We start from the raw sequence: 22,513 nt of genomic DNA, 5'->3' as shown, positions 1-22,513 counted from the left end.
TTACTCATTATTGCTCGTCTTTAGGGAAATCGGCACCTATGCTGGTTTCGGCCCAGGTATCAAAATCTTTCTTCAACAATTCCAGTTTGTTGCGGGCGCCTTTTAAGGCAGCTTCGCCTAATAATAATCTTAGTGGCGGATTTTCTGATTCCACAACGGCTATCATCGCCTTAGCTGCACGCAGCGGGTCGCCGGGTTGTTTGCCACTGTACCCACGGATGTTATTTTTATTTGTGCCCGCAGTTTCCTTGTAGTCGTCAATCACAATTTTGCTGTTGTTTGCAGATCGGCCTGCCCAGTCTGTGCGGAAGCCACTTGGGGCAATTACGGTTACTTTAATGCCCAGTGGTGCAGTTTCTTTTGCCAAAGATTCGGAAAAACCATCAACAGCAAATTTGGTGGCATTGTAGAAACCTACAGCAGGGAACCCGACCAGGCCACCTATCGAAGCGATGTTTAAGATGTGCCCGCTGCGCTGTTTACGCATAATAGGCAACACAGCCTTGGTAACATTAGCCAAGCCGAAAAAGTTAATCTCGAACATACGACGGATTTCTTCTTCTTCGCTCTCTTCAATAGCGCCGAAGTAACCTATGCCCGCATTGTTAACCAGCACGTCAATAGTACCGAACTTTTGTTTGATTTGCTCTACTGCCGCTGCAATTTCGTCGGATTTAGTAACATCTAATTTTACAGGGATAGCTGTTTCCGGGTACGCCTCTACTATATCTTTAACATCGTCTGTATTACGCGAAGCAACTGCTGCGCGGTAGCCGTTTGCCAGCACTTCTTTGGCCAGGTCTCGGCCGAAACCGGTAGAGCAACCTGTTATAAACCATACTTTACTCATTGTTTTTCATTTTGATTATGTACTAACGAAGTAACAATACAGGTATGATTTGTTTGTCAGGGGAGAGTTGAATTATTGATGGGGGTTTATTAAGTTGAGAGGTCGACTTCTTCACCCGTCCTGCCAAACTTGTTTGTCAGGACCGCGGTAACTGCCGCCCCGATGCTCGATACCTAATATTAAACCTTCCAATTTTAAGTAAGTCATAACTAAAAATGAAAACATCTATGAAAACGATAAAATATTTTCTGGTGCTGTTGATTGCCGTAGCAAGTTTAAGTTCGTGTGTTGTGCAAGAGCGTAGAGGTGGGTATGTTGAAGGCCATTATAACTATGGGCCTTATGGTGGCAGGCATTGGGTTCCCGGGCATTATAGATAGAGTGCATATAAAAAAAAGAAGGCCTTCAAATTTTGAAGGCCTTCTTTTTTTACTATCAGGCACGATATTTTGTGTCTCGTGTATGATAAGCTACTATGCTTCTTCCAATTTATCAGCAGTAAGCGAACCTTTGATTTTTTCTTCCAGTTCTTCGGCTAATTCCGGGTTATCCAATATTAATTGTTTAACCGCGTCGCGGCCCTGGCCTAAGCGGGTATCGCCGTAGCTAAACCATGAACCTGCTTTTTTAATGATGTTGTAATCAACACCCAAGTCGATGATCTCACCTGCTTTAGAAATACCTTCGCCAAACATAATGTCGAACTCGGCAATACGGAAAGGGGGGGCGATTTTATTTTTAACGATCTTCACTTTTACGCGGTTACCAGAAACCTCGTCGGTATCCTTAATTTGTGATATACGGCGTACATCCAAACGTACCGAAGCGTAGAACTTAAGGGCATTACCACCGGTAGTGGTTTCCGGGTTACCGAACATTACACCAATCTTATCGCGCAACTGGTTAATGAAAATACAGCAACATCCGGTTTTGCTGATGGTACCGGTTAGCTTACGTAAGGCTTGCGACATTAAACGGGCATGTAAACCCATTTTAGAATCACCCATTTCGCCTTCAATTTCACTTTTAGGAACCAAGGCAGCCACAGAGTCAATTACGATAATGTCGATAGCACCAGAGCGGATCAGGTTGTCAGCAATCTCCAATGCTTGCTCACCGTTATCTGGCTGAGAGATCAAAAGGTTCTCTACGTCTACACCTAATTTCTTAGCGTAAAAACGATCGAAAGCGTGCTCCGCATCAATAAATGCTGCGATGCCACCTTTTTTCTGGCATTCTGCAATAGCATGAATAGCTAGGGTTGTTTTACCAGATGACTCTGGTCCGTATATTTCAATGATACGGCCTTTAGGCAAACCGCCTATGCCGAGTGCAATATCTAAACTAATTGAACCGGTTGAAATGGCCTCCATAGGTTCTATGGTATTTTCGCCCAATTTCATAATGGTTCCTTTGCCATACGACTTTTCCAACTTATCTAACGTAAGTTGCAATGCTTTCAATTTATCCGGGTTGCTCATTTTCGTTGTTTCTTGAACAAATGTAATATTATTTTTATTAAATGCTAAAAAAATTAGTAATTATTTTTTTAGGCGAATTGGTTTGCTTTTTTGTCATTCAGAGCGATAGTGAAGAATCTTCTGCTATTAGAATATATGCGATATTTGTTGTGGGTGTTGCCTCCGGCCGGGCTATCCGTTACAAGTCCTCATTCCGCTGCGCTTCATTCCGGGCTTTTCACTACTATTCCTAACGCGAACTGACTGATAACTCTCTTAAATATTTGGTAAACTTACCTAACCTATAAGGTAGAATCAAATATCTTTATCCACAGTATTTCTTATCACTATATTAGTGTAAGATTTAAACCTTATGCTTAGACGGATATTATTCTTTTGCATGTTCGGATGCAGCTTATTTCTTTCAAACTGTAGAGCGAAACCGGTTAAAAAATCAAATTATATAGATTTTGTAATAAAGGATAGTCTTATTGTGTTGCTTACAGATAGTGGCAAAATAAACATGTTTTATATTAAAAGCGGAAAATCAATTGACTCAGATATTAATAATAGTGCAATTGTAAATGCTATAACATTAACGAAAAGCCACGACATATTTGTTGCTACAACAGGTAGGAAAATAGAAAGATTCGACCCTGAAACGCGACAATTCACTGCGATTAACAAAGCAAGATCTGATATTTGGAATGTTATTTATAATAGTAGTGATAAAGGGTTTGCCTTAACAATCAATGGCATTGAAGATTTGTCGAGCAAAAAGACTTACAAGCCCGATATCAGTTTAAGATTGAATAAGCAAATAGGCGGCTGGGGTAAACCGTCTGCTATATTTATGGATAAGGATGATAAACTTTGGATAGGTTTTGGACATGGTGAATGGGGAGGAAACCTATTTGTTTTTGATACTAAAACAAATAAGTTTATTAAGCCTGTCTTGAATGGGTTTAAGATTGATTTGGAACCTGTAAAGTCAATATTTAGCGATGGAAACTCTATCTATTTATCGTGTGGCTTGGAACACATGCTAACATTTGGCTGTATAGTGAAGATTGCAAACGGAAGGTTTATCAATGTCTTTAATAGTGAGTCGACTTGGAAAACATATAGTGAAAAAGGAAAAATATTACAAAAGAGGCAGCCTGGCGAGTACATTGGTCCAGCTACATATAATAATTTAGATAGTTGTTTTTACTTTTATAGCCAAACGGGTTTATATAGAGGAAAAATTAATGGCGACCTTTCGCAAATAGCAAATTGGACCAAAATCGCTTCACCTGCGTTACACTGGAGAAATGGACAACCTGACGCAGTTGGCTCCCCCATGAATGTATTGAAGATGCAGTTTGACGATGAAGGAAATTTATATCTGCTTACTCAAAATGATGGCATTGGCAGATATGATGGCAAAGATTTTAAGCTGTTGAACTAGCTATTCTTATCCACACTAATCTTCTTCAATGCCTTATGTGTAGCCGCATTTTGCTTTTTCTTTTTGGCGGCTACCAGTTTCTTTTGTTTGGCGGCTTCGGCTTTCAACAAGGCACTTTCTGTATTATTCTTTTCATAATATTTACAAAAGTAGGTAAGCGGGCAGATCTCACATTTTGGTTTGCGGGCTATGCATATATAGCGGCCATGTAATATTAACCAGTGATGAGCTATGCTCAGGGTTGATTTGGGTAAGTGCTCAATCAACTGTTTTTCTACAGCAAGCGGCGTGCGCGCATTAGTAGTTAAACCAATCCGGTTGGATACGCGGAACACGTGGGTGTCTACCGCAATGGCCGGAACATCAAAAATTACAGATACAATAACGTTTGCTGTTTTGCGGCCCACACCGGGAAGCTTCTGCAGGTCGGCCATATTGTCGGGCACTTCGCTGTTAAATTTCTCAACCAGCATTTGGCCCATACCTACAAGGTGTTTGGCTTTGTTGTTAGGATAGCTTACGCTGCGAATGTAGGAGAAAACTTCTTCCACGGTGGATTCCGCCAATGATTGCGGCGTGGGGTAGCGTTCAAAAAGGGCAGGGGTAACTTGGTTAATACGCTTATCTGTGCATTGCGCCGAAAGTATAACCGCTATCAGCAGCTCGAACGGGTTTGAATAATGCAGTTCGGTAACTGCGTTGGGCTGGTTCTTCGAAAAATAATCTACAAAGAGACGGTAACGTTCTTGTTTAAGCATTGCACAAATATAACAAGAGCCCCGATGAAAATCAGGGCTCTTGTTAAAGATCATCTAACGCACTTGCTTTGAGTAATTCAAGATGTTATGTATTGTTTGCAGATTTGGTTTCAATTGAAGTTTATCCAAATCTGTACGTATGGCGTGATAAAACAACATTTCATCACCATCCATGTTCTCTATAACTGTTGACTTATCCATAGCGTCCTGGTTATTGATTACATTTAAAAAAGTAGTTGTAAAAATTTCACCCATAAGCTTGTAAAGTTTGTATAAGATAACAAACGCAAGCTTAAATGGATTATTTTAATTAATTAAAAAATTAATTAGTTTTTTAAACTTAACTCTTTAGTCTGCATCATTTTACGCAGGTTGTTTAGGGCGTAACGCATACGGCCAAGGGCTGTATTTATGCTTACTTCGGTTATATCGGCAATTTCTTTAAAGCTTAAGTCGCCGTAGTGGCGCATAATTAATACCTCTTTTTGCTCAGCAGGCAACAAGTGGATCAGTGTTTTAAGATCTTTATGGGTTTGCTCACGCACCATTTTGTCCTCTGTGCTTTCGTCATAATGGCCTAATACTTCAAAAATATCAAAGTCTTCGCCATTACTAACTAACGGGGTGCGTTTTTCGCGACGGAAATGGTCTATTACCAGGTTATGGCCAATACGGGTAACCCATGGTAAAAACTTACCTTCTTCATTGTACTTGCCTGCTTTGAGGGTATTAATAACTTTTATAAAGGTATCCTGAAAGATATCTTCGGCCAGATATTGGTCTTTTACCAGTAAATATATAGAAGTGTATATTTTAGATTGGTATCGGCGAATCAATTCCACTAAGCCCCCCTCATCGCCAGCAACATAAAGATGGATTAATTCCTGATCACTTTTCAATTGAAAATCCATAGAACTACTACTTTAAACGTAATTAATTATAAAAATACTTGTTTAAGTAAAGTTCTAATCTATAGGGGTTCCTCTTTCTTTTAGATTTGTTATACCAAATAAAACAATTAATTCGTTAAAAAACAAATTAATTTGAAAAACTGTTATACCGGGTTTCTGTGTTATATGTAGTTTTTTATGTGTCTATTTGGAATATGCTAAATCTTTTAGGATTTTTGCAACCTCTTAAAAGACAGGATATCCACACCGATGAGTAAAGCAGCAGAAGCAGATCCACAACAACATATTATTATAAAAGGCGCGAGGGTTCATAACCTCAAAAATATCGACGTTGCCATACCTAAAAATAAGCTGGTGGTTATTACCGGCATGTCGGGGTCTGGCAAATCGTCTTTAGCTTTTGATACCCTATATGCCGAGGGGCAGCGCCGGTATGTAGAAAGTCTTTCCAGCTACGCACGCCAGTTTTTAGGCCGCATGAATAAACCCGATGTAGATTACATTCGTGGTATTGCTCCGGCTATTGCTATAGAACAAAAAGTAATTACTTCTAACCCGCGTTCAACTGTGGGCACGTCTACCGAGATCTATGATTACCTGAAGCTGCTCTTCTCGCGCATTGGGCATACGCTTTCGCCAATCTCGGGCAAGCGTGTAAAGAAAGATAGCACTACAGATGTAATTAACTTTTTAACAAGCTTGCCTGCCGAAACACAGGTTACTATATTATGTCCCCTGCATCCGCACAACAACCGCTCGTTAAAAGAAGAGCTGGCTGTGCTGATGCAAAAGGGTTTTGTACGTATTGAGTATAACGGGCAGCTGAACCGTATAGAAAGTGTTTTGGAGGATGAGTCTGTTGTAAATGATTCACTTGGCGAAAACCAGGTTAAAATTGTAGTCGACCGCCTTTCTGTAAATACCGATGATGAAACCCTGAGCCGGATGGGTGACTCGGTGCAAACAGCTTTTTTTGAAGGCCGTGGAGATTGCTACGTTCGTTATCCGCACCCGGATACAGAGCACGAAACTGAAGCATTCTTTTGCGATCGCTTCGAATTGGACGGCATGCGTTTCGAAGAACCATCACCAAACTTCTTCAGCTTCAATAATCCTTATGGGGCATGCAAGCGCTGCGAAGGCTATGGTAAGATTATCGGCATTGATGAAGACCTGGTAGTGCCGGATAAAAGCAAAACCATTTACGAAGGTGCAATTGCCCCATGGCGTAGCGAAAAAATGCGCGAATGGAACGATGCCTTGGTGAAGCATGCTCTTAAGTTTGATTTTCCGATCCATCGCCCATATAACCAATTAACAGATGAGCAGAAAGCTGTTCTATGGAAGGGTAATCAATACTTCCGTGGTTTAGATCAGTTTTTTAAGGAGCTGGAAGAGCAAACTTATAAAATTCAATACAGGGTTATCTTGTCGCGCTATCGTGGTAAAACTACTTGTCCGGAGTGTAAGGGCAGCCGCCTGCGTCAGGATGCATCATATGTGAAGATAGCAGGAAAGTCGATCACAGATATTGTGTTGATGCCCTTAGATAAGGCCCTCGAGTTTTTTAAGGGACTGGAACTAAATGCGCACGATGAAAAGATAGCCCGTCGTTTGTTAACGGAAATCACTAATCGCATAACGTTTTTAAATGATGTAGGCTTAAGCTATTTAACGCTTAACCGTTTGTCGAATACTTTATCAGGCGGCGAGTCGCAGCGTATAAACCTGGCTACTTCTTTAGGTAGTAGTTTGGTAGGGTCGGTATACGTATTAGACGAGCCTAGCATCGGTTTGCACCCGCGTGATACGCAACGATTAATTTCGGTGTTAAAAATGTTGCGCGATGCCGGAAACACTGTTTTAGTGGTAGAACACGAGGAAGAGATTATGCAGGCCGCCGATTATCTGATTGATATTGGCCCCGAGGCTGGTACCCATGGTGGCGAAATGATCTTTGCCGGAACGTATGACGAGATCATTGCCGACGAAGATAGTTTAACTGGCCGTTATCTAAGCCGTAAAGAAGAAATTGCCATACCGGCGCATCGCCGCAAATGGAGCAACTCGATTGTAATTAAAGGCGCAAGGGAAAATAACCTGCAGAATATTACGGCCAAGTTCCCGTTGGGTGTATTAACGGTGGTAACTGGTGTATCAGGCTCGGGTAAAACCAGTTTGGTTAAACGCATATTAGCTCCTGCTTTACAGAAGGCTTTGGGTAATTATAACGGAGAGCAAACGGGTTCTTACGATACCATCGAGGGCGATTACGCCCAGATAGAACAAGTAGAATTGGTAGATCAAAATCCGATCGGCCGTTCATCGCGCTCGAACCCGGTTACTTATGTTAAGGCATGGGACGAGATCCGAAATCTTTACGCTTCGCAACCTGCCGCTAAAGCCGCTGGACTAAAGCCTTCGGCGTTCTCCTTTAACGTAGAGGGAGGCCGTTGTGATGTTTGCCAGGGCGAGGGCGAGGTAAAGATAGAAATGCAGTTCATGGCTGATATCTATCTACCTTGCGAAAACTGTAACGGCAAGCGCTTTAAGCAAAATGTACTCGATATAACGTACCAGGATAAAAACGTATCCGAAGTATTGGAGATGACCATTGATAATGCTCTGGAGTTCTTTAAAAAAGAAGCCAAGATTATCAGTAAGCTAAAACCGCTTGTAGATGTGGGTTTGGGTTATGTACAGTTAGGTCAATCGTCGAATACATTATCTGGTGGTGAAGCTCAGCGTATCAAGCTGGCATCATTCCTTATTAAAGGAAACAACACAAGTAAAACGCTATTTATATTTGATGAGCCTACTACAGGCCTGCACTTTGCGGATATTAAAAAGCTGTTGAAATCGTTTGATGCACTATTAGATCAGGGTAATACCATTATTGTTATCGAGCACAATATGGACGTGATTAAGAGCGCTGACTGGGTGATAGATATCGGCCCCGAGGGTGGCGATAAGGGCGGTAAACTTGTATTTGAAGGTTTGCCCGAAGATTTAGTGAATCATCCCGATTCTTATACCGGGAAGTTTTTGAAGGAGCGTTTGGCTGAGTAATAGAACAGATACTATAAAAAGAGTTTGTTTTTAGAAATATATAACACGTTCCTTTTCTTTTCAATAGTTGTTAAATATTCTAATATCGAATTTTTATTGTCGAGTTTTTTAGGTGTTGTACATGTATAAAAATTGGTGATCAATTTTTGATTATACTTAATAATTAAAATATGTGTTACTTCACCTACACCACCTGTAAGATAAGTTAACAAATAGTACTTGTCGCTTTTACCGCCATAAATTAATAGCCTTTCCGGTAAGCTTTCGTCAATAACTGCGTCGCAACATTGCCAGTCCTCTCCTGAATTGGCTATAGTAAACTTGCTACCTGATAGTTGTTCTATGAAACTTTTGATAAAGTCTGGAATTTGATTCGCTTTATAAAAAGGTATTAATTTGGTTTGAACTAGATTGTCTTTTAAAGCTCCTAAGTTTTTATTAGCGGCAATAGTTTCCAGATTAACACTCATTTCACCATTTGAATATTTTATACTCGTTGGCTCATTAAGAAATACAGGCTTGATGTTATTTGGGAAAAGAGATATGAGAGAAATGGCAAAAAATAGAAAAGATTTATTCAGAAAATACATATACCATGAATTTGATACAAGGTATTAAATATTTAGCGAACGAAATTTGAAGATTTGCCCGAAGATTTAGTGAATCACCCGGATTCGTATACCGGGAAGTTTTTGAAGGAGCGTTTGGCTGAATAATTAGCCGCGGGGTTGATGTTATTGTTTCAGGATGATCTTTCCTGATTCGGCAGGGAATATATAGTAGAGAATTGATAAGTGATCTGAGTAGAGGAGCTTATCAATTCTCCATTCTCTGCTTTTGTTTCATATTATTTATTGTTGATAGTTACTGCAATGCTCTTTATAACGAAGTATAGTGGAGCTGCTATGCTGGCGATGATGATTGGGTTAGTCACGGTTGTAGGTTTATAGTTGTGAATTATAATCTGATTAGTTGTTAACTCTTGAAGCGATGATTTTAGCTATTAAAACTAAGGGAGCTGCTTGAGCAATGATTCCGGCGATAACGATTGTGGTGTTCATGATTTTAGATTTTATAGGTTGAAAAATTTGTTGATCTGATTAGTTATTAACTCTTGAAGCAATGATTTTAGCAATTAAAACTAAAGGTGCTGCTTGAGCAATGATTCCGGCGATAACGATTGTAGTATTCATGATTTCTGTTGTTTTATGATATATAGAGTGGTTGAAAATTGAAAAGGTTTAATGCTTAGCTATTGAATTTGTTAGCGATAGTTTTTACTACTAAGAATAAAGGAGCTGCCTGAGCGATGATACCTGCGATGATGATTGAGTTGTTCATGATTTTATGTTTTAAAGTTTTAATTAACGATTGATGTATAGGTTAAGGCAAAACGTGTACCGATGTGAGAAAAACTGTGAAAAGCGCCTTGAAGTGAGTTTTAAGGCTTTTTTTAGGAGTATGGAATAATTCCCCAATTAAAAATTGGGGAATTAGCTGTGGAAATGGGGAATTTGTTGCGTTTCCCAAAGATGTTTAAACCTTTGAAACCGGGGGCTGATTCATAACACGTCATCCCGAACTTGTTTCGGGAACCCACGTGTTAAGCCTGCATCATGAAAGTCGCCAACTTGTCCTGTGGGATGCTGAAACAAGTTCAGCATGACGAGGCGGAGAGGGAAGTTATTAAACCAAAAAAGGGACGCTCATTGCGTCCCTTTTTCATATTCACTAACCTAAGTTAATTATTGCATTTGTTTGCGGATGATATTTAATGCACCACCGGCTTTAAACCACTCAATTTGCTGAGCGTTGTAAGTATGGTTAACAGGGAATGATTCTGTTGAGCCATCTTTGTGATGTAATACTACAGTTAACTGTTTGCCCGGAGCAAATTCAGTTAAGCCAACGATATCGATTGTATCGTCCTCAAGGATTTTATCATAATCTGCAGTATCTGCAAAGGTGATACCCAACATACCTTGTTTTTTAAGGTTGGTTTCGTGAATACGGGCAAATGATTTTACCAGGATAGCACGAACCCCTAAGTGACGTGGTTCCATAGCTGCGTGCTCACGTGATGAACCTTCGCCATAGTTTTCGTCGCCTACTACGATTGAACCGATACCGTGTGCTTTGTAATCGCGTTGGGTAGCCGGTACCGGACCGTATTCGCCGGTTAATTCGTTTTTAACCGAATCAGGGCTGTTATTAAAGTAGTTGATCGCACCGATCAACATGTTGTTTGAAATGTTATCTAAGTGACCACGGAATTTCAACCATGGGCCAGCCATAGAGATATGGTCAGTAGTACATTTACCTTTAGCTTTAATCAAAAGTTTTAAGCCGGTAATGTCTGTACCTTCCCATGCTGCAAACGGCTCAAGCAATTGTAAACGAGAAGATTTTGGATCAACCTTAACTTCTACAGCGCTGCCATCTTCTGCCGGTGCCTGGTAACCTGCATCTTCAACCGCATAACCTTTAATCGGCATTTCAATACCAACCGGTTCGTCAAATTTTACTTGCTCACCAGCTTCGTTGGTAACAGAGTCAGTCAACGGGTTAAAGCTTAAGTCGCCCACAATAGCAAACACAGTAACAATCTCCGGAGATGCTACGAAAGCATGCGTGTTAGGGTTACCATCCTGGCGTTTAGCGAAGTTACGGTTAAACGAAGTGATGATGGAGTTTTTGCGGGTTGGATCATCAGTATGACGTGACCACTGACCGATACATGGACCGCAGGCATTGGCTAATACAACACCACCAATTTGCTCGAAAGTATTTAAGTAACCGTCGCGCTCTACAGTGTAACGTACCAATTCAGAACCAGGGGTTACGGTGTACTCTGCTTTAGCTTTTAAGTTTTTATCGATAGCCTGTTGAGCGATAGATGCTGCACGGGTAATATCCTCGTAAGATGAGTTGGTACAAGAACCAATCAAGCCAACTTCTAATTTTACAGGCCAGCCGTTTTCTTTAACAGCGGTAGCAAATTTAGAGATAGGCCAAGCCAAATCCGGAGTGAACGGACCGTTTACGTGTGGCTCTAATTCGCTCAGGTTAATTTCAATTACCTGGTCAAAGTATTGCTCTGGATTAGCGTAAACATCGGCATCACCTGTTAAGTGTTCTTTAATAGCATTAGCTGCATCAGCAATTTCGCCACGTTTAGTACCACGCAGGTAATCTTCTGCTTTTTCGTCGTAACCGAAGATAGAGGTAGTAGCACCAATCTCGGCGCCCATGTTACAGATTGTACCTTTACCAGTTGCAGATAATGAACGGGCACCTTCGCCGAAGTATTCAACAATTGCACCTGTACCACCTTTTACGGTAAGGATACCAGCAACTTTAAGGATTACGTCTTTTGCAGAAGTCCAGCCAGAAAGTTTACCTGTTAAGTGTACACCAATAAGTTTAGGGAATTTTAGCTCCCAAGGTAAGCCGGCCATAACGTCGCAGGCATCAGCACCACCAACACCAATGGCAACCATACCCAAACCACCTGCGTTAGGTGTGTGTGAGTCGGTACCAATCATCATACCACCCGGGAAAGCGTAGTTCTCTAACACTACCTGGTGAATGATACCAGCGCCTGGTTTCCAGAAACCGATACCATATTTATCAGAAACAGACGATAAGAAATCGTAAACTTCTTTGTTTATATCTTTTGCAGTAGAAAGATCCTGATCTGCGCCAATTTTAGCCTGAATCAGGTGATCGCAATGTACGGTAGAAGGTACTGCCACTTGCGGACGGCCAGCTTGCATAAATTGCAACAAGGCCATTTGTGCAGTAGCATCTTGCATAGCCACACGGTCTGGTGCAAAGTCAACGTAGTCAACACCACGTGCAAATGCAGCCTTAGCATCACCTTCTGATAAGTGAGCGTATAAAATTTTCTCTGTAAGGGTCAATGATTTACCGGTCGCTTTACGGGCAGCGTCAATACGCGTGCTGTAACGATCGTAAACCTTTTTGATCATGTCTAAATCAAAAGCCATTTGTATTTGATTTTTTAAGTGAAATGTAAAATCCGATGTGTAAACCCTTTAACAGGCCTAACGCGGCGAATGTACAAAATTTAACACCCAAATAGTAACCTAGCTTTAGGCAAATGTTATTTGGATAAATTCTAAATAATGGAGTCAAGAATCGAGAGTCAGGAATCAAGACAAAATATAATCCTGAGTTCTGACAGAACTGGAAACCAACAAGCAAGAATCAGGACAGAAATTCTCGACTCCTGATTCTCGATTCTTGACTCTTTCTTTAATAAATCCCGTTGCTCTTGGTCAGTATCACAGGCGCGCCATCGGTAACCAATATGGTATGCTCATGCTGTGCCACAAAGCCCCCTTTGTTGCCAGTTAATGTCCATTTGTCTGCGCCTTCGTTGGCGAAGGTAGAGTGAGTGGCAATAAAGGTTTCGATAGCAACAACCGAGTTTTTGCGGAAACGGGTTTTATTGTCCCGATCGCAATAGTTTAATATTTCGTGTGGTTCTTCGTGAAGGCTGCGGCCTACGCCGTGGCCCGCCAGATTCTTGATTACTTTAAAACCGCGTTTAGCCGCTTGCTTTTCTATCAGTAAGCCGATGTCGGATATTTTAACACCACCTTTAATCTGGCTTAGCGCTGCTTGCAATATCTCGCGCGATGCCTCAACCAGTGGCTGATGATTGTTTATGTCTTCACCTAAAACAAACGAGCCACCGTTGTCGGCCCAGAAGCCGTTAAGTTCGGCGGATACATCTATATTAATAAGGTCGCCTTCCTGAAATATTTTATCTGCAGAAGGGATACCATGGGCCACTTCGTTGTTTACGCAAATACAAGTATAGCCAGGGAAATCGTAAGTAAGTTTAGGAGCCGATTTGGCGCCCATTTCTTCCATCATGGCACCTCCAAAATCATCGAGCTCTTTGGCGCTCATACCAGGCTTACAATGCTCGCGCATAGCCTTAAGTACTTTAGCAACAACTTCGCTTATATTTTGCATGCCTAAAAGCTCTGCCTCTGAATTAATTGACATAGTAGTATTTAAATGTTATTTGCAAATATACCTAATAATGTGCGGGGAAGCCAGTTAACAGTAACCCTGTGGCATTGCGATGGCAGTAAAATTACTTTAGAGGGAATTAATTAAGTTTTAGGAAAATGAACTGATCTCTAATGAATCCCATTCGTTGCGCAGGTCGCGCAAACGCTGTTCAATCTCTTCGTGTGATCGGGCGACAAAAGTTTTGCCTTTGGCCGATTTAATCTCAGTAGATGCCTCTTCTTTCGGGTCAACATCGAGCAGGCGGATTACCTTCAAGGCTTCCAGGTCCCTTAATAAGTTAAGGGCTTCTTCTTGCAAGATATCTACTTTAATTGTTTTCATTTAGGAGGCTATCAGTAAAGTTACAAAAACCATATACAATATATAGTACAGAGACTTAATTAATTATATGTTTTTTTGAGGTAGTTCCGGATCAGATTTATCTCCGGCTGTTAAAGGCAACCAAAGTGCAGAAATTGTATGACTATAATCAAAGTCCTTCAAATGGTAGCCCAGCAGCCATTGAAGCCTGTCTTACATCATAAGTATATAGATCCCATTTATTGTCGTAATTTTCGTATTTGTCAAACATAAGATGAATGTTGTTTTGTATAAACCATTTAGCATAAGCTTCGCTAATTACCTTACATCCACAATTTTTGAAAGAATGACTACTACCATCAGTGGTTTCAAAACTGTCATTTAGAAAGTTGCTATATGCTTCGCTATCTAAGGAATTAAGGTATTCCTGATCATAATCATTTGGATTACGTGTCTCAAAATGACTGAACTGCAAAGGAGTCATAACGCAGGTAAAAATCCAATCTCCTTTTTTTACAATGTCTATATTCTTCATTAAAATAGTGATTTAAACGTATACCCCTCCTTGGCCCAATGCTCTAAAGCTTTAGGCAATGTATATTTCAACCTGTCAAAAGCTTTCAAACTATCATGAAATACCACAATAGAGCCACTCTCCGTGTGCTTAATTACGTTCTTCAGGCAATTTTCGGGAGATAGGTTTATGTCAAAATCGCCGCTTAAAACGTCCCACATTATAATATTAAGATTGGGGTAAAGTGATTTAAGCCTTTTTGTCTGCGATTTTTTAATACGCCCGTAAGGTGGTCGAAATAATTGAGATCGGGTTAACTCCTGGCAATCCTGCATATCTTTAACATAGGTTTTATCATCAGTTTTCCATCCTTTAAGGTGGTGAAAAGTGTGATTGCCGATAGCGTGCCCATCTTGTTTTACCTGTTCAAATACATCCGGATGTTTGCGTATATTATCGCCAATACAAAAGAAGGTGGCCTTGGCTTGGTACTGTTTTAAAATTTTTAGTACAAAGGGTGTAACAACAGGTATGGGACCGTCGTCAAACGTCAAATAAATGATTCGCTTATCACGATCAGCATTCCACAGCAAGTCGGAATAAAATTGCTTAAGCAGCCAGGGTGTTTTTACCAGGTACATTTACAAATTAAATTAAATTAGTTCCACCTTTAATAAATTAAATTCGGGGATACAATGTAAGCACTTGTGCAAAATTGTAAATACAACATTATGAGACACCTGTTTACTTTAAAAAATTTAAAACCAGCTGCTTTTGTGCTGCTATTGCTTTCGAGCACGGCTGTAAAGGCACAAGAGAAAATAACGCTCGAGAAAGCAGTTCAATACGCGCTCGACCGCAACCTGCAAATCAAGCAATCGCAATTTACCGAAGCACTTGCTACCGAAGATTATAAACAGGCAAAGAATAATTTATTGCCCAGCTTAAGTGCCAATGGACAGGGCTCATATAACTTTGGTCGTAGTGTTAACCAGGCATCTTATGCATATTCTAATCAAACTTTTTACTATGTAAACGGGCAGGCGCAGGCTTCGCTTACGTTATTCCAGGGTGGACAATTGCATAACCAGATAGTTGCCAATAAACTTACACTGGATGCTGATAAAAACAACACCGCCAAAATAAAGAACGATTTGGTGTTGAATGTGATAACAACTTATTTATCTGTGTTAAACAACCAGGATCTGGTAACCGCAGCCAAGCAACAAATAGCAATTGCTCAATTGACTGCAGATCGTGCAGATAAAAGCCTTAAAGTAGGAAACTCTACCCTTGCTGATGTATCGCAAGCTAAGGCACAGGTATCAACTGCCGAACTAAATATAACAACCGCTCAAAACCAATTAGACCTCGCTGTACTTACTTTGAAGCAGTATATGGAAATGGATCCAACTACAGCTATAGAAATCGATAGGCCTGATATCAGCAAAATAACCGATGTTAAATCTGCATATGACGCTAACTATGTAATCGGTACTGCGCTTAAAATAAATCCGGATATCAAATTGGCCGAAAGCCAGCAAAGTATTTACCTGCAACAGATTAAAGTAGCTAAGGGTAATTATTATCCAACCATTTCATTATTTGGTGGTATCGGATCCAACTATTCAAGTATATCGCAGAACGTAATAGGCGGGCAAAGCATAACTCAGCAAATAGGGGTGGTGCAGGGAACAAATACGCCGGTTTTTACGACCATAACATCGCCGATTATTGCAACTTCATATCCTTTTGCAAGCCAATTTGGCGATCACTACAACGGATCAGTCGGGCTTAATCTGCAAATCCCGATCTTTAACAGGTTTCAGAGCCGTACTACTGTACGTAAGGCTAAGTTAAGTTATCAAAATGCAGAGCTTGCAACGCAACTGGCTAAGAATACACTTACAAAAACCATAAGCCAGGCTGTATTAGATGTACAGGCGGCAGATAAGAAATACCAATCGGCATTACAAACTTACCAGGCAAATAAAGATGCTTATAACGTTACTCAACAGCGTTACAATGTAGGTTTAGTAAACTCTTTGGACTACAATACATCGTTAACTAACCTTAACAAATCGCAGTTTGACATGATTGCGGCGCGTTACGAACTAATATTCAGAAGTAAGGTAATTGATTATTATCTTGGAAATCCGATCACTCTTTAAAAAATAAATAGCCTTAATTAATAATGGGAAAGACTACAAAATACATTTTAATTGCTCTGGGAGTACTTATTGTATTATTTATCATCGGTAAAGCGACGGGTATTGTTGGCAAGCCGCAAAAAACTCAGGTTGCCACCGAAAAGGCCGCCACTCGCGATATTAACGAAGTAGTATCTGCAAGCGGTAAAATTAAACCCGAAGTTGAGGTAAAGATCAGCTCTGAGGTTTCGGGCGAGATTGTGGAATTGCCGATTAAAGAAGGGGATATCGTTAAAAAAGGCCAGTTATTATGTCGCGTTCGCCCGGATATCTTAAAATCGGGATATGAGCGTGCTGTAGCATCTTACAATAGCCAAAAAGCCAGTGTAGGTAATGCTAACCAAATGCTGGCACAGGCTCAAGCTAATTACGCTAACTCTGAAGCGAAGTATAAAAGAACCAAACAGCTTTACGACGATAAAGTAGTTACCGCTGCAGAATATGATGCCGCACGTGCCGAGTATACAGCCGCCAAAGCCAATATCGAAGGCTTAAAACAAAGCGTAGTAGGCTCGCAATATGGTTTGGCACAATCACAGGCTTCGGTAAAAGAAGCGCAGGATAACCTGGCTAAAACAACTATTTACTCACCGGTTGACGGCGTGGTATCGAAGCTATCTGTAGAAAAAGGCGAACGCGTGGTAGGTACAGCCCAAATGACAGGTACCGACATTATGACTATATCTGACCTGAGTAAAATGGACGTTAACGTTGATGTGAACGAGAACGACATTAACCGTGTTGGCTTAGGTGATTCTTCGAAAATTGAGATTGATGCTTTTAACGGCAAATTGTTTACCGGCGTGGTTTATGAGATTGGTAGTTCGGCAAACGTGGTGGGTACCAACGCAGATCAGGTTACTAACTTTACGGTTAAAGTGCGTATAAATCCAGATTCGTACAAAGATCTGATCAACAAAAGCGTGAATGGTCACTCTCCATTCCGCCCGGGGTTAACTGCTACGGTTGATATTCAAACCAACCATACTAATGCACTTTCTGTACCGATTCAGGCAGTTACAACTCGCGATGATAAGAAAGATAAAGATGCCACCAAGAAGAAGGATGACGGTAGTGATGATGATAGCAGTAAGCAAAAAATAGGAACTGTAACCAAAGAGTACGTATTTGTTTACAATGCTGGCAAAGTATCACAAGTGCTGGTTACCACAGGCATACAGGACGATACTAACATACAGATATTAAGCGGCCTTAAAGCTGGCGACGAGGTGGTTTCTGCACCGTATTCTGCTATCTCCAAAACATTGAACGACAAGATGGAGGTAGAGAAGGTTGATAAATCGAAGTTGTTTGCAGCAGATAATAAATCGAAGAATTAAGACATCCTAATATTTAATAGGGAGCCTGCATGTACTACATGCAGGCTTTTTTGTTATTCAAGTTTTCGATGAAGTGAAACTTTGGTGAAATATTTTTAGTATAAAAGCTAAACCTTATCAAAATTTATATGAAAAAAATTATGCCGCCAGGCAAATTAAATTTGTGGTGCTTTTAATGAGCGCTTTAATCTCTTCTACTTATCTTTCATGTAGAAAAGAATTTAATCAACCAAGTAATACTGCTAAGTCCTCTAATACAGCTTTTGACTTTAATGGTTTACGGCCGGAAATGCGTGTCGATAGCAAAGACGTACTTGCTTGGGTGGAGCAAAACATATCGGCGGAAGACCAAAAGGATCTTCAATTATCTAATATTCAACAACGATTTATAGATAATCACCACGTAATTAAAATTCCGTTTAAGAATAAAGACCACGTAGCTTTATTTTTTACAAAAGACCAGGCGCAGTTGAAAGCCTTTTTGTACAACTGGCAAGATAAAGCACTCGGCGAGAAGTATTTTAATGGTAATATTATGTCTTATTCTTTTCAGGACAAAAACATCCGTGGTATGAAGTATGCCCAGGGTAAAAGAACTAAATTGGCGGGGTTGGATACTAAAAAGATCGTTGCTGATACAAAAGCTACTCAATCTGTTACCGGGAGTAATGGAGGCCCAAAGAAGGTAGATGGATTATTAGGTGATATTTGAGTAATGGAGGAGAGATGCCGGGTTCCGATGTTGCGGCTTTAGTTGGCGGTGAAGTTCAGCAGCTTTATATAAATAACGGATATGTAAATGCTTGTGCCTTAAGAGTATCGATTGCTTTAAATAAATCAGGTATTGCAATACCCCATATTCAAGATCATACATTTCAAGGAGCGGACGGAAAATATTATTTTCTATCTGCAGCAAAGCTATTTCATTATTTAAAGAAAGTTTTTCCTACGCCAGATATCGATATGAATACGAGTCAGGGAGGAACTATGGGTATTTATTAACTATCAAAAGGCGTTTGCAGGTCATAAAGGTTTGTTTTTGATGCAAGCAAATGATCCAAGTTCAAACGGCTACAATGCAACTGGGCATGCAAGTATTTTTGATGGTCAATATTGTGTTGGCGGGATATATCACACGCCTTTTAATATCCCAGGAAAAGTAAAGGAAATTGTTTTATGGATATTGCAATAATAGAATCACTATGGTAAATTGGCATTTTATTAGATTTATGTTAACTTTCTTGATTAGCGTAAATTGTTTAACTATACCTAAAGCTCAACCCTTAACCGGTAAATTGTTATTTATCGACGAAGCGCCGATAAAAATTGACGGAGGGTGCAGTTTTTTTGTTGACAATACGGTGCCGTTGTCCGAAAATAGACACCAGTTAATCATAGATGCGACGCACATTGCATTTATCGAGTTTGCTAAGGGTCGGTTTGCATTTTTTAAACGTATTCAACGTAAAGCGACAAACGATGGTTATGTTGAGTATTATAAAGGCACCGAAGCCAATACAAAGTGGTATGGTGGGAAAGTTGGATCATTTATTTTAAAGATAAATTCGGTTACGAGAAGCGAAGATGGTGGAACAGTAAGGAGCGGTTTACTACAATTAAACTATCCTGGCTTAAGCCAAACGCTAAGGGTTCATGGTAAATCAGATGAGCGGGATAGCTATTATAGACCTCCTGACATGCGCTAACCCAAACTTAGTTTGCCATGAATAGCAATTAACTGAACAATATTCTTTTATTTTGTCCTGCAAGAACAAATTGGTTCTTGCAGGACTTTTTATTTTAATGGACATCCAAAACAAAGTAGCAATTATTGGCGGAGGCAGCTGGGCTACAGCAAATATTAAAATGCTCGCCGATAACACAACCGAAAAGGAAATTTTTTGGTGGATGCGCAATGCAGACGCCGTTGAACACATACGCCAGTTTAAACACAACCCTAATTACCTGAGTTCGGTTGAAATTAAACTTCCGAAAGAGAATATATCAACCGATCTTAAATATATTATCAGCCAGGCGCAGTTTATATTGCTAAACGTACCTGCTGCTTTTTTGAAAGAAGCGTTAACCGGTATCACAGCCGAGGATCTGAAAGGTAAATTTATTGTATCGGCCATTAAAGGTATTGTACCGGATGAGAACCAGATTATCGGTGAATTTTTAAACCAACATTATAACATCCCCTTCGAACACTTCCTGGTGCTGAGCGGCCCCTGCCACGCAGAAGAAGTTGCACTCGAAAAATTATCTTACCTCACCATTGCCTCCGGCGATCCGGAGTTGGCGCATTGGTTTGCCGGGCTTATTAATACCCGTTATATCCAAACCATTGTATCTGATGATATTTATGGAACAGAATGGGCTGCAGTGCTTAAAAATATCTACGCGGTTGCTAGCGGCATTTGCCACGGGATTGGTTATGGCGATAACTTTCAAGCGGTATTAATATCTAATGCCATCCGTGAGCTTAAACGTTTTGTAGATGCTGCACACCCCATTGATCGCGATATCAAGGAATCTGCCTATCTGGGCGATTTATTAGTAACGGCTTATTCGCAGTTTAGTCGTAACCGCACCTTCGGTAATATGATAGGGAAGGGTTACACCGTAACTTCGGCCCAGTTAGAGATGAATATGATAGCCGAAGGTTATTATGCAGTAAATTGCCTACACCAGGTTAATAAACAGTACAAGGTTAATATGCCTATTTGCGAGGCTGTATATGCTATTTTGTACAAGAAAAAGGCTCCTACACCACAAATGCAGTATTTGGCCTCACAATTGAGTTAGTATCTGAAATACAAATTCAGACACTTATGAAAAATACAGTTAAATCACTTTTATTAGCCGGCGTTATGTTTTGCGCTGCGCAGTCGTACGCACAGAGTGATGTTAAGAAAGCAGAAAAAGATGTTGGTCATGCGGCTACCGATGTAGGTCACAAAACTTCCGAAGTAGCCTCAAAAGGTGCATCGAAAATTACTGATAAAACTTACAAAGGTAAATGCGGCCCTAACGGGCAAACCATTTATATCGATAAATATTCTCACTACTATTACGTAGATAAGAAAGGCCATCACCAGTATTTGAAAAAATCGGAGTTGATGGACAAACACGATATGAAAATGTAATACGAAACAGGGTCTGTTAAGGCCCTGTTTTACTTTTTTGCCTATGAAAAACTTAGCCTTACTTATTGTTCATTTCTTTTTTGCTGCCGTGCTGTTTGCTGCTGCCTGTTCGGGTAACCCCCAAAGCAAACTGAAGGGTAACTGGCAAGCTAAAGATGGCACCACACATTTAACCGTAACCGATGACGAGTTTATTGTCGACAATGATTCGTCAGCCTCAGAAGATTATATTTTAAAAGGCGATACTATTTATACCTCTTATAAAGGTAATCAGCCGTATACCAAGTATGTGATAGAGCACCTGGACGATCATGAGCTTAAATTGCTTTATCCGGATTCTGTGAGTGTTGAATTTTCCCGATAACATAATATATCAGTGCGCAGTTCTGCTTTTGATCAAATTGAGATATTTAAGAGTGGTTTCTCTGCGTTCTTTATCTATTAATGTGTTTTTTAATAGCTTATAATGTGTGTTAATAAACAAAAGATCCTGGCAGCAGGAGTAATAACAAAACTTTTGAGCCTGGCTTAATTTAGATGATCGATACTGGCCTTTAAGTGTCTGCGTATTTTGGTCCCATATATATTGTATAGTGGTAGAATCTTTGATAAGCAATGGCCCAAAATCAACTTTTGTAGTATCAGGTAATTGATCACTAAAAACCATTTTGATAGTTAGCGGGCTGGTAGTTTGTATAGTAGCGTCTAACGATAATACCCGATCGCCCAAGCCGCCGTTAGCCATGTTGCCATCTTCTATTTCATTCAAAATTGGTCTCAGTTCATTATTCATATATTTATAGAAAAAGAGCTGGTGCCACCAATTACCAGAACCACGAACTAATTCAGCTGAATAAAAAATTACCATTTTGCCATCAGCATCTGTATAATGTCTTAGATCCAAGCCGTTTCTGTTAACATAATCATGTACAGCGATCAAAGTTTTCCCTTTAAAAAAAGCTAAGCGGGCATTACATTCAGGATTTCCGATGCAAAAAGCATACTCATCAAAATTCTTTTCGCTAAAACGGAAATAGGTAGCTTTAATCTTTTTTATAGTTTTATCGTTGTAGCAGTTGGTATCTATTGTAAAGTCAGTTAGCTGTTGTGCTGTTTGTACGTCAATGGTACCAGATTTTGCTGCCTGCTTTATTTGCTCAAATAATACAGAAGATAGCAGGAGGTTATTATGGGGGGGATTTTTGAATATGGAATCTATTTCAAAGGAAGCGGCATCCGCGAGTGGTTTTGTCGGTAAGTGTCCAATACTGTCCAAAAAATGCTCAAGTTTCTCCTCGACCTCTTGCGTAACAATATGTGGTTCTTTTATAGATGTGTTGGTACAGTTTGAAAAGAACCAAAATAGTACAAAGATGACTAAGGGGTGAGGTTTCATTGGGAAATGTGGCAAGATTCTATTTAAAGATAACTA

At 40.2% G+C, this 22,513-nt stretch carries 24 protein-coding genes; 12 read left to right on the top strand and 12 right to left on the bottom strand.

Translation table 11 applies throughout. The features are described 5' to 3' along the window. Positions 1–7: 7 nt before the first annotated feature. Positions 8–850, bottom strand: coding sequence for an oxidoreductase (locus GSY63_RS19915; protein WP_166587573.1), 843 nt, complete (start codon positions 848–850; stop codon positions 8–10). A 227-nt stretch (positions 851–1,077) separates the two neighbouring features. Here GSY63_RS19915 and GSY63_RS19910 point away from each other — a divergent pair, with 227 nt between their 5' ends. Beyond that, on the top strand, positions 1,078–1,230 hold the full coding sequence (locus GSY63_RS19910; RefSeq protein WP_166587572.1) for a hypothetical protein: 153 nt from the start codon (positions 1,078–1,080) through the stop codon (positions 1,228–1,230). A 93-nt stretch (positions 1,231–1,323) separates the two neighbouring features. On the opposite strand, the gene recA is transcribed toward GSY63_RS19910, so the two are convergent. After that, the gene (gene recA, locus GSY63_RS19905; protein ID WP_166587571.1) at positions 1,324–2,331 is read right to left on the bottom strand and encodes a recombinase RecA; all 1,008 of its coding nucleotides are present in this window, start codon (positions 2,329–2,331) and stop codon (positions 1,324–1,326) included. Between the two features lie 352 nt (positions 2,332–2,683). Between recA and GSY63_RS19900 the strand changes: the two genes are divergently transcribed. Continuing rightward, entirely contained in the window at positions 2,684–3,760 is a 1,077-nt protein-coding gene (locus GSY63_RS19900) for a hypothetical protein (RefSeq protein WP_166587570.1), read from the top strand. On the opposite strand, the gene nth is transcribed toward GSY63_RS19900, so the two are convergent. The 3 genes from nth to GSY63_RS19885 form a co-directional block, all read right to left on the bottom strand. Next, a complete protein-coding gene (nth, locus tag GSY63_RS19895; RefSeq protein ID WP_166587569.1) occupies positions 3,757–4,518 on the bottom strand; it encodes an endonuclease III in 762 nt (253 codons plus the stop codon). The genes GSY63_RS19900 and nth overlap by 4 nt on opposite strands. A 54-nt stretch (positions 4,519–4,572) precedes the next feature. Beyond that, complete coding sequence (locus GSY63_RS19890; RefSeq protein WP_166587568.1) at positions 4,573–4,773, bottom strand: hypothetical protein; 201 nt, start codon at positions 4,771–4,773, stop codon at positions 4,573–4,575. Positions 4,774–4,844: 71 nt separating this feature from the next. Continuing rightward, a complete protein-coding gene (locus GSY63_RS19885) occupies positions 4,845–5,429 on the bottom strand; it encodes an RNA polymerase sigma factor (RefSeq protein ID WP_166587567.1) in 585 nt (194 codons plus the stop codon). Between the two features lie 249 nt (positions 5,430–5,678). Here GSY63_RS19885 and uvrA point away from each other — a divergent pair, with 249 nt between their 5' ends. Next, the gene (gene uvrA, locus GSY63_RS19880) at positions 5,679–8,498 is read left to right on the top strand and encodes an excinuclease ABC subunit UvrA (RefSeq protein WP_166587566.1); all 2,820 of its coding nucleotides are present in this window, start codon (positions 5,679–5,681) and stop codon (positions 8,496–8,498) included. 11 nt (positions 8,499–8,509) lie between these two features. Here uvrA and GSY63_RS19875 read toward each other — a convergent pair whose 3' ends face one another. The 6 genes from GSY63_RS19875 to GSY63_RS19850 all read right to left on the bottom strand — a co-directional run bounded on the left by GSY63_RS19875 (position 8,510) and on the right by GSY63_RS19850 (position 15,023). After that, complete coding sequence (locus tag GSY63_RS19875) at positions 8,510–9,088, bottom strand: hypothetical protein (RefSeq protein ID WP_166587565.1); 579 nt, start codon at positions 9,086–9,088, stop codon at positions 8,510–8,512. Between the two features lie 1,155 nt (positions 9,089–10,243). Further along, positions 10,244–12,508, bottom strand: coding sequence for an aconitate hydratase (locus tag GSY63_RS19870; RefSeq protein ID WP_166587564.1), 2,265 nt, complete (start codon positions 12,506–12,508; stop codon positions 10,244–10,246). A gap of 268 nt (positions 12,509–12,776) precedes the next feature. Continuing rightward, a complete protein-coding gene (map, locus tag GSY63_RS19865; protein ID WP_166587563.1) occupies positions 12,777–13,538 on the bottom strand; it encodes a type I methionyl aminopeptidase in 762 nt (253 codons plus the stop codon). A gap of 117 nt (positions 13,539–13,655) precedes the next feature. Next, complete coding sequence (locus GSY63_RS19860; RefSeq protein WP_166587562.1) at positions 13,656–13,889, bottom strand: hypothetical protein; 234 nt, start codon at positions 13,887–13,889, stop codon at positions 13,656–13,658. A 148-nt stretch (positions 13,890–14,037) separates the two neighbouring features. Beyond that, positions 14,038–14,403: a hypothetical protein gene (locus GSY63_RS19855; RefSeq protein ID WP_166587561.1), complete on the bottom strand. Its 366-nt coding sequence runs from the start codon at positions 14,401–14,403 to the stop codon at positions 14,038–14,040. Next, a complete protein-coding gene (locus GSY63_RS19850; RefSeq protein WP_166587560.1) occupies positions 14,403–15,023 on the bottom strand; it encodes a polysaccharide deacetylase family protein in 621 nt (206 codons plus the stop codon). The genes GSY63_RS19855 and GSY63_RS19850 overlap by 1 nt, the downstream gene beginning before the upstream one ends. Before the next feature lie 90 nt (positions 15,024–15,113). On the opposite strand from GSY63_RS19850, the gene GSY63_RS19845 reads away from it, so the two are divergent. The 9 genes from GSY63_RS19845 (at position 15,114) to GSY63_RS19805 (ending at position 21,445) form a co-directional block, all read left to right on the top strand. Beyond that, a complete protein-coding gene (locus GSY63_RS19845) occupies positions 15,114–16,553 on the top strand; it encodes a TolC family protein (protein WP_166587559.1) in 1,440 nt (479 codons plus the stop codon). 23 nt (positions 16,554–16,576) lie between these two features. Continuing rightward, positions 16,577–17,932 (top strand): efflux RND transporter periplasmic adaptor subunit, encoded by a 1,356-nt coding sequence (locus tag GSY63_RS19840; protein WP_166587558.1) that lies wholly within the window; start codon positions 16,577–16,579, stop codon positions 17,930–17,932. 175 nt (positions 17,933–18,107) lie between these two features. After that, positions 18,108–18,644 carry a hypothetical protein gene (locus GSY63_RS19835; protein ID WP_166587557.1) on the top strand — a complete coding sequence of 179 codons (537 nt, stop codon included), beginning with the start codon at positions 18,108–18,110 and terminating at the stop codon, positions 18,642–18,644. After that, complete coding sequence (locus tag GSY63_RS19830; RefSeq protein ID WP_166587556.1) at positions 18,641–18,934, top strand: T6SS effector amidase Tae4 family protein; 294 nt, start codon at positions 18,641–18,643, stop codon at positions 18,932–18,934. The genes GSY63_RS19835 and GSY63_RS19830 overlap by 4 nt, the downstream gene beginning before the upstream one ends. Positions 18,935–18,974: 40 nt before the next feature. Continuing rightward, positions 18,975–19,124 carry a hypothetical protein gene (locus tag GSY63_RS19825; protein ID WP_166587555.1) on the top strand — a complete coding sequence of 50 codons (150 nt, stop codon included), beginning with the start codon at positions 18,975–18,977 and terminating at the stop codon, positions 19,122–19,124. Positions 19,125–19,161: 37 nt separating this feature from the next. Then, on the top strand, positions 19,162–19,638 hold the full coding sequence (locus GSY63_RS19820) for a hypothetical protein (protein WP_166587554.1): 477 nt from the start codon (positions 19,162–19,164) through the stop codon (positions 19,636–19,638). Positions 19,639–19,735: 97 nt separating this feature from the next. Beyond that, positions 19,736–20,740 (top strand): NAD(P)H-dependent glycerol-3-phosphate dehydrogenase, encoded by a 1,005-nt coding sequence (locus GSY63_RS19815; RefSeq protein WP_208094604.1) that lies wholly within the window; start codon positions 19,736–19,738, stop codon positions 20,738–20,740. Between the two features lie 26 nt (positions 20,741–20,766). Continuing rightward, a complete protein-coding gene (locus GSY63_RS19810) occupies positions 20,767–21,081 on the top strand; it encodes a hypothetical protein (protein WP_166587553.1) in 315 nt (104 codons plus the stop codon). A 43-nt stretch (positions 21,082–21,124) separates the two neighbouring features. After that, complete coding sequence (locus GSY63_RS19805; RefSeq protein ID WP_166587552.1) at positions 21,125–21,445, top strand: hypothetical protein; 321 nt, start codon at positions 21,125–21,127, stop codon at positions 21,443–21,445. A gap of 9 nt (positions 21,446–21,454) precedes the next feature. Here the strand turns inward: GSY63_RS19805 and GSY63_RS19800 are convergent, their stop codons facing one another. Next, on the bottom strand, positions 21,455–22,477 hold the full coding sequence (locus GSY63_RS19800; RefSeq protein ID WP_166587551.1) for a hypothetical protein: 1,023 nt from the start codon (positions 22,475–22,477) through the stop codon (positions 21,455–21,457). Positions 22,478–22,513 lie beyond the last annotated feature (36 nt).

The sequence above is a fragment of the Mucilaginibacter agri genome (genome assembly GCF_009928685.1).
In the GTDB taxonomy this organism is placed as follows: Bacteria; Bacteroidota; Bacteroidia; order Sphingobacteriales; family Sphingobacteriaceae; genus Mucilaginibacter; species Mucilaginibacter agri.
This window is presented reverse-complemented; position numbering and strand designations above follow the sequence as displayed.

Coding starts and splice junctions, on each gene's coding strand:
- uvrA (WP_166587566.1), top strand. CDS start 5,679: ATGAGTAAAGCAGCAGAAGCAGATCCACAACAACATATTATTATAAAA.
- GSY63_RS19915 (WP_166587573.1), bottom strand. CDS start 850: ATGAGTAAAGTATGGTTTATAACAGGTTGCTCTACCGGTTTCGGCCGA.
- GSY63_RS19815 (WP_208094604.1), top strand. CDS start 19,736: ATGGACATCCAAAACAAAGTAGCAATTATTGGCGGAGGCAGCTGGGCT.
- recA (WP_166587571.1), bottom strand. CDS start 2,331: ATGAGCAACCCGGATAAATTGAAAGCATTGCAACTTACGTTAGATAAG.
- GSY63_RS19840 (WP_166587558.1), top strand. CDS start 16,577: ATGGGAAAGACTACAAAATACATTTTAATTGCTCTGGGAGTACTTATT.
- GSY63_RS19800 (WP_166587551.1), bottom strand. CDS start 22,477: ATGAAACCTCACCCCTTAGTCATCTTTGTACTATTTTGGTTCTTTTCA.
- GSY63_RS19825 (WP_166587555.1), top strand. CDS start 18,975: ATGCAAGCAAATGATCCAAGTTCAAACGGCTACAATGCAACTGGGCAT.
- GSY63_RS19860 (WP_166587562.1), bottom strand. CDS start 13,889: ATGAAAACAATTAAAGTAGATATCTTGCAAGAAGAAGCCCTTAACTTA.
- GSY63_RS19910 (WP_166587572.1), top strand. CDS start 1,078: ATGAAAACGATAAAATATTTTCTGGTGCTGTTGATTGCCGTAGCAAGT.
- GSY63_RS19820 (WP_166587554.1), top strand. CDS start 19,162: ATGTTAACTTTCTTGATTAGCGTAAATTGTTTAACTATACCTAAAGCT.
- map (WP_166587563.1), bottom strand. CDS start 13,538: ATGTCAATTAATTCAGAGGCAGAGCTTTTAGGCATGCAAAATATAAGC.
- GSY63_RS19875 (WP_166587565.1), bottom strand. CDS start 9,088: ATGTATTTTCTGAATAAATCTTTTCTATTTTTTGCCATTTCTCTCATA.
- nth (WP_166587569.1), bottom strand. CDS start 4,518: ATGCTTAAACAAGAACGTTACCGTCTCTTTGTAGATTATTTTTCGAAG.
- GSY63_RS19885 (WP_166587567.1), bottom strand. CDS start 5,429: ATGGATTTTCAATTGAAAAGTGATCAGGAATTAATCCATCTTTATGTT.
- GSY63_RS19810 (WP_166587553.1), top strand. CDS start 20,767: ATGAAAAATACAGTTAAATCACTTTTATTAGCCGGCGTTATGTTTTGC.
- GSY63_RS19890 (WP_166587568.1), bottom strand. CDS start 4,773: ATGGGTGAAATTTTTACAACTACTTTTTTAAATGTAATCAATAACCAG.
- GSY63_RS19850 (WP_166587560.1), bottom strand. CDS start 15,023: ATGTACCTGGTAAAAACACCCTGGCTGCTTAAGCAATTTTATTCCGAC.
- GSY63_RS19805 (WP_166587552.1), top strand. CDS start 21,125: ATGAAAAACTTAGCCTTACTTATTGTTCATTTCTTTTTTGCTGCCGTG.
- GSY63_RS19835 (WP_166587557.1), top strand. CDS start 18,108: ATGAGCGCTTTAATCTCTTCTACTTATCTTTCATGTAGAAAAGAATTT.
- GSY63_RS19845 (WP_166587559.1), top strand. CDS start 15,114: ATGAGACACCTGTTTACTTTAAAAAATTTAAAACCAGCTGCTTTTGTG.
- GSY63_RS19900 (WP_166587570.1), top strand. CDS start 2,684: ATGCTTAGACGGATATTATTCTTTTGCATGTTCGGATGCAGCTTATTT.
- GSY63_RS19855 (WP_166587561.1), bottom strand. CDS start 14,403: ATGAAGAATATAGACATTGTAAAAAAAGGAGATTGGATTTTTACCTGC.
- GSY63_RS19870 (WP_166587564.1), bottom strand. CDS start 12,508: ATGGCTTTTGATTTAGACATGATCAAAAAGGTTTACGATCGTTACAGC.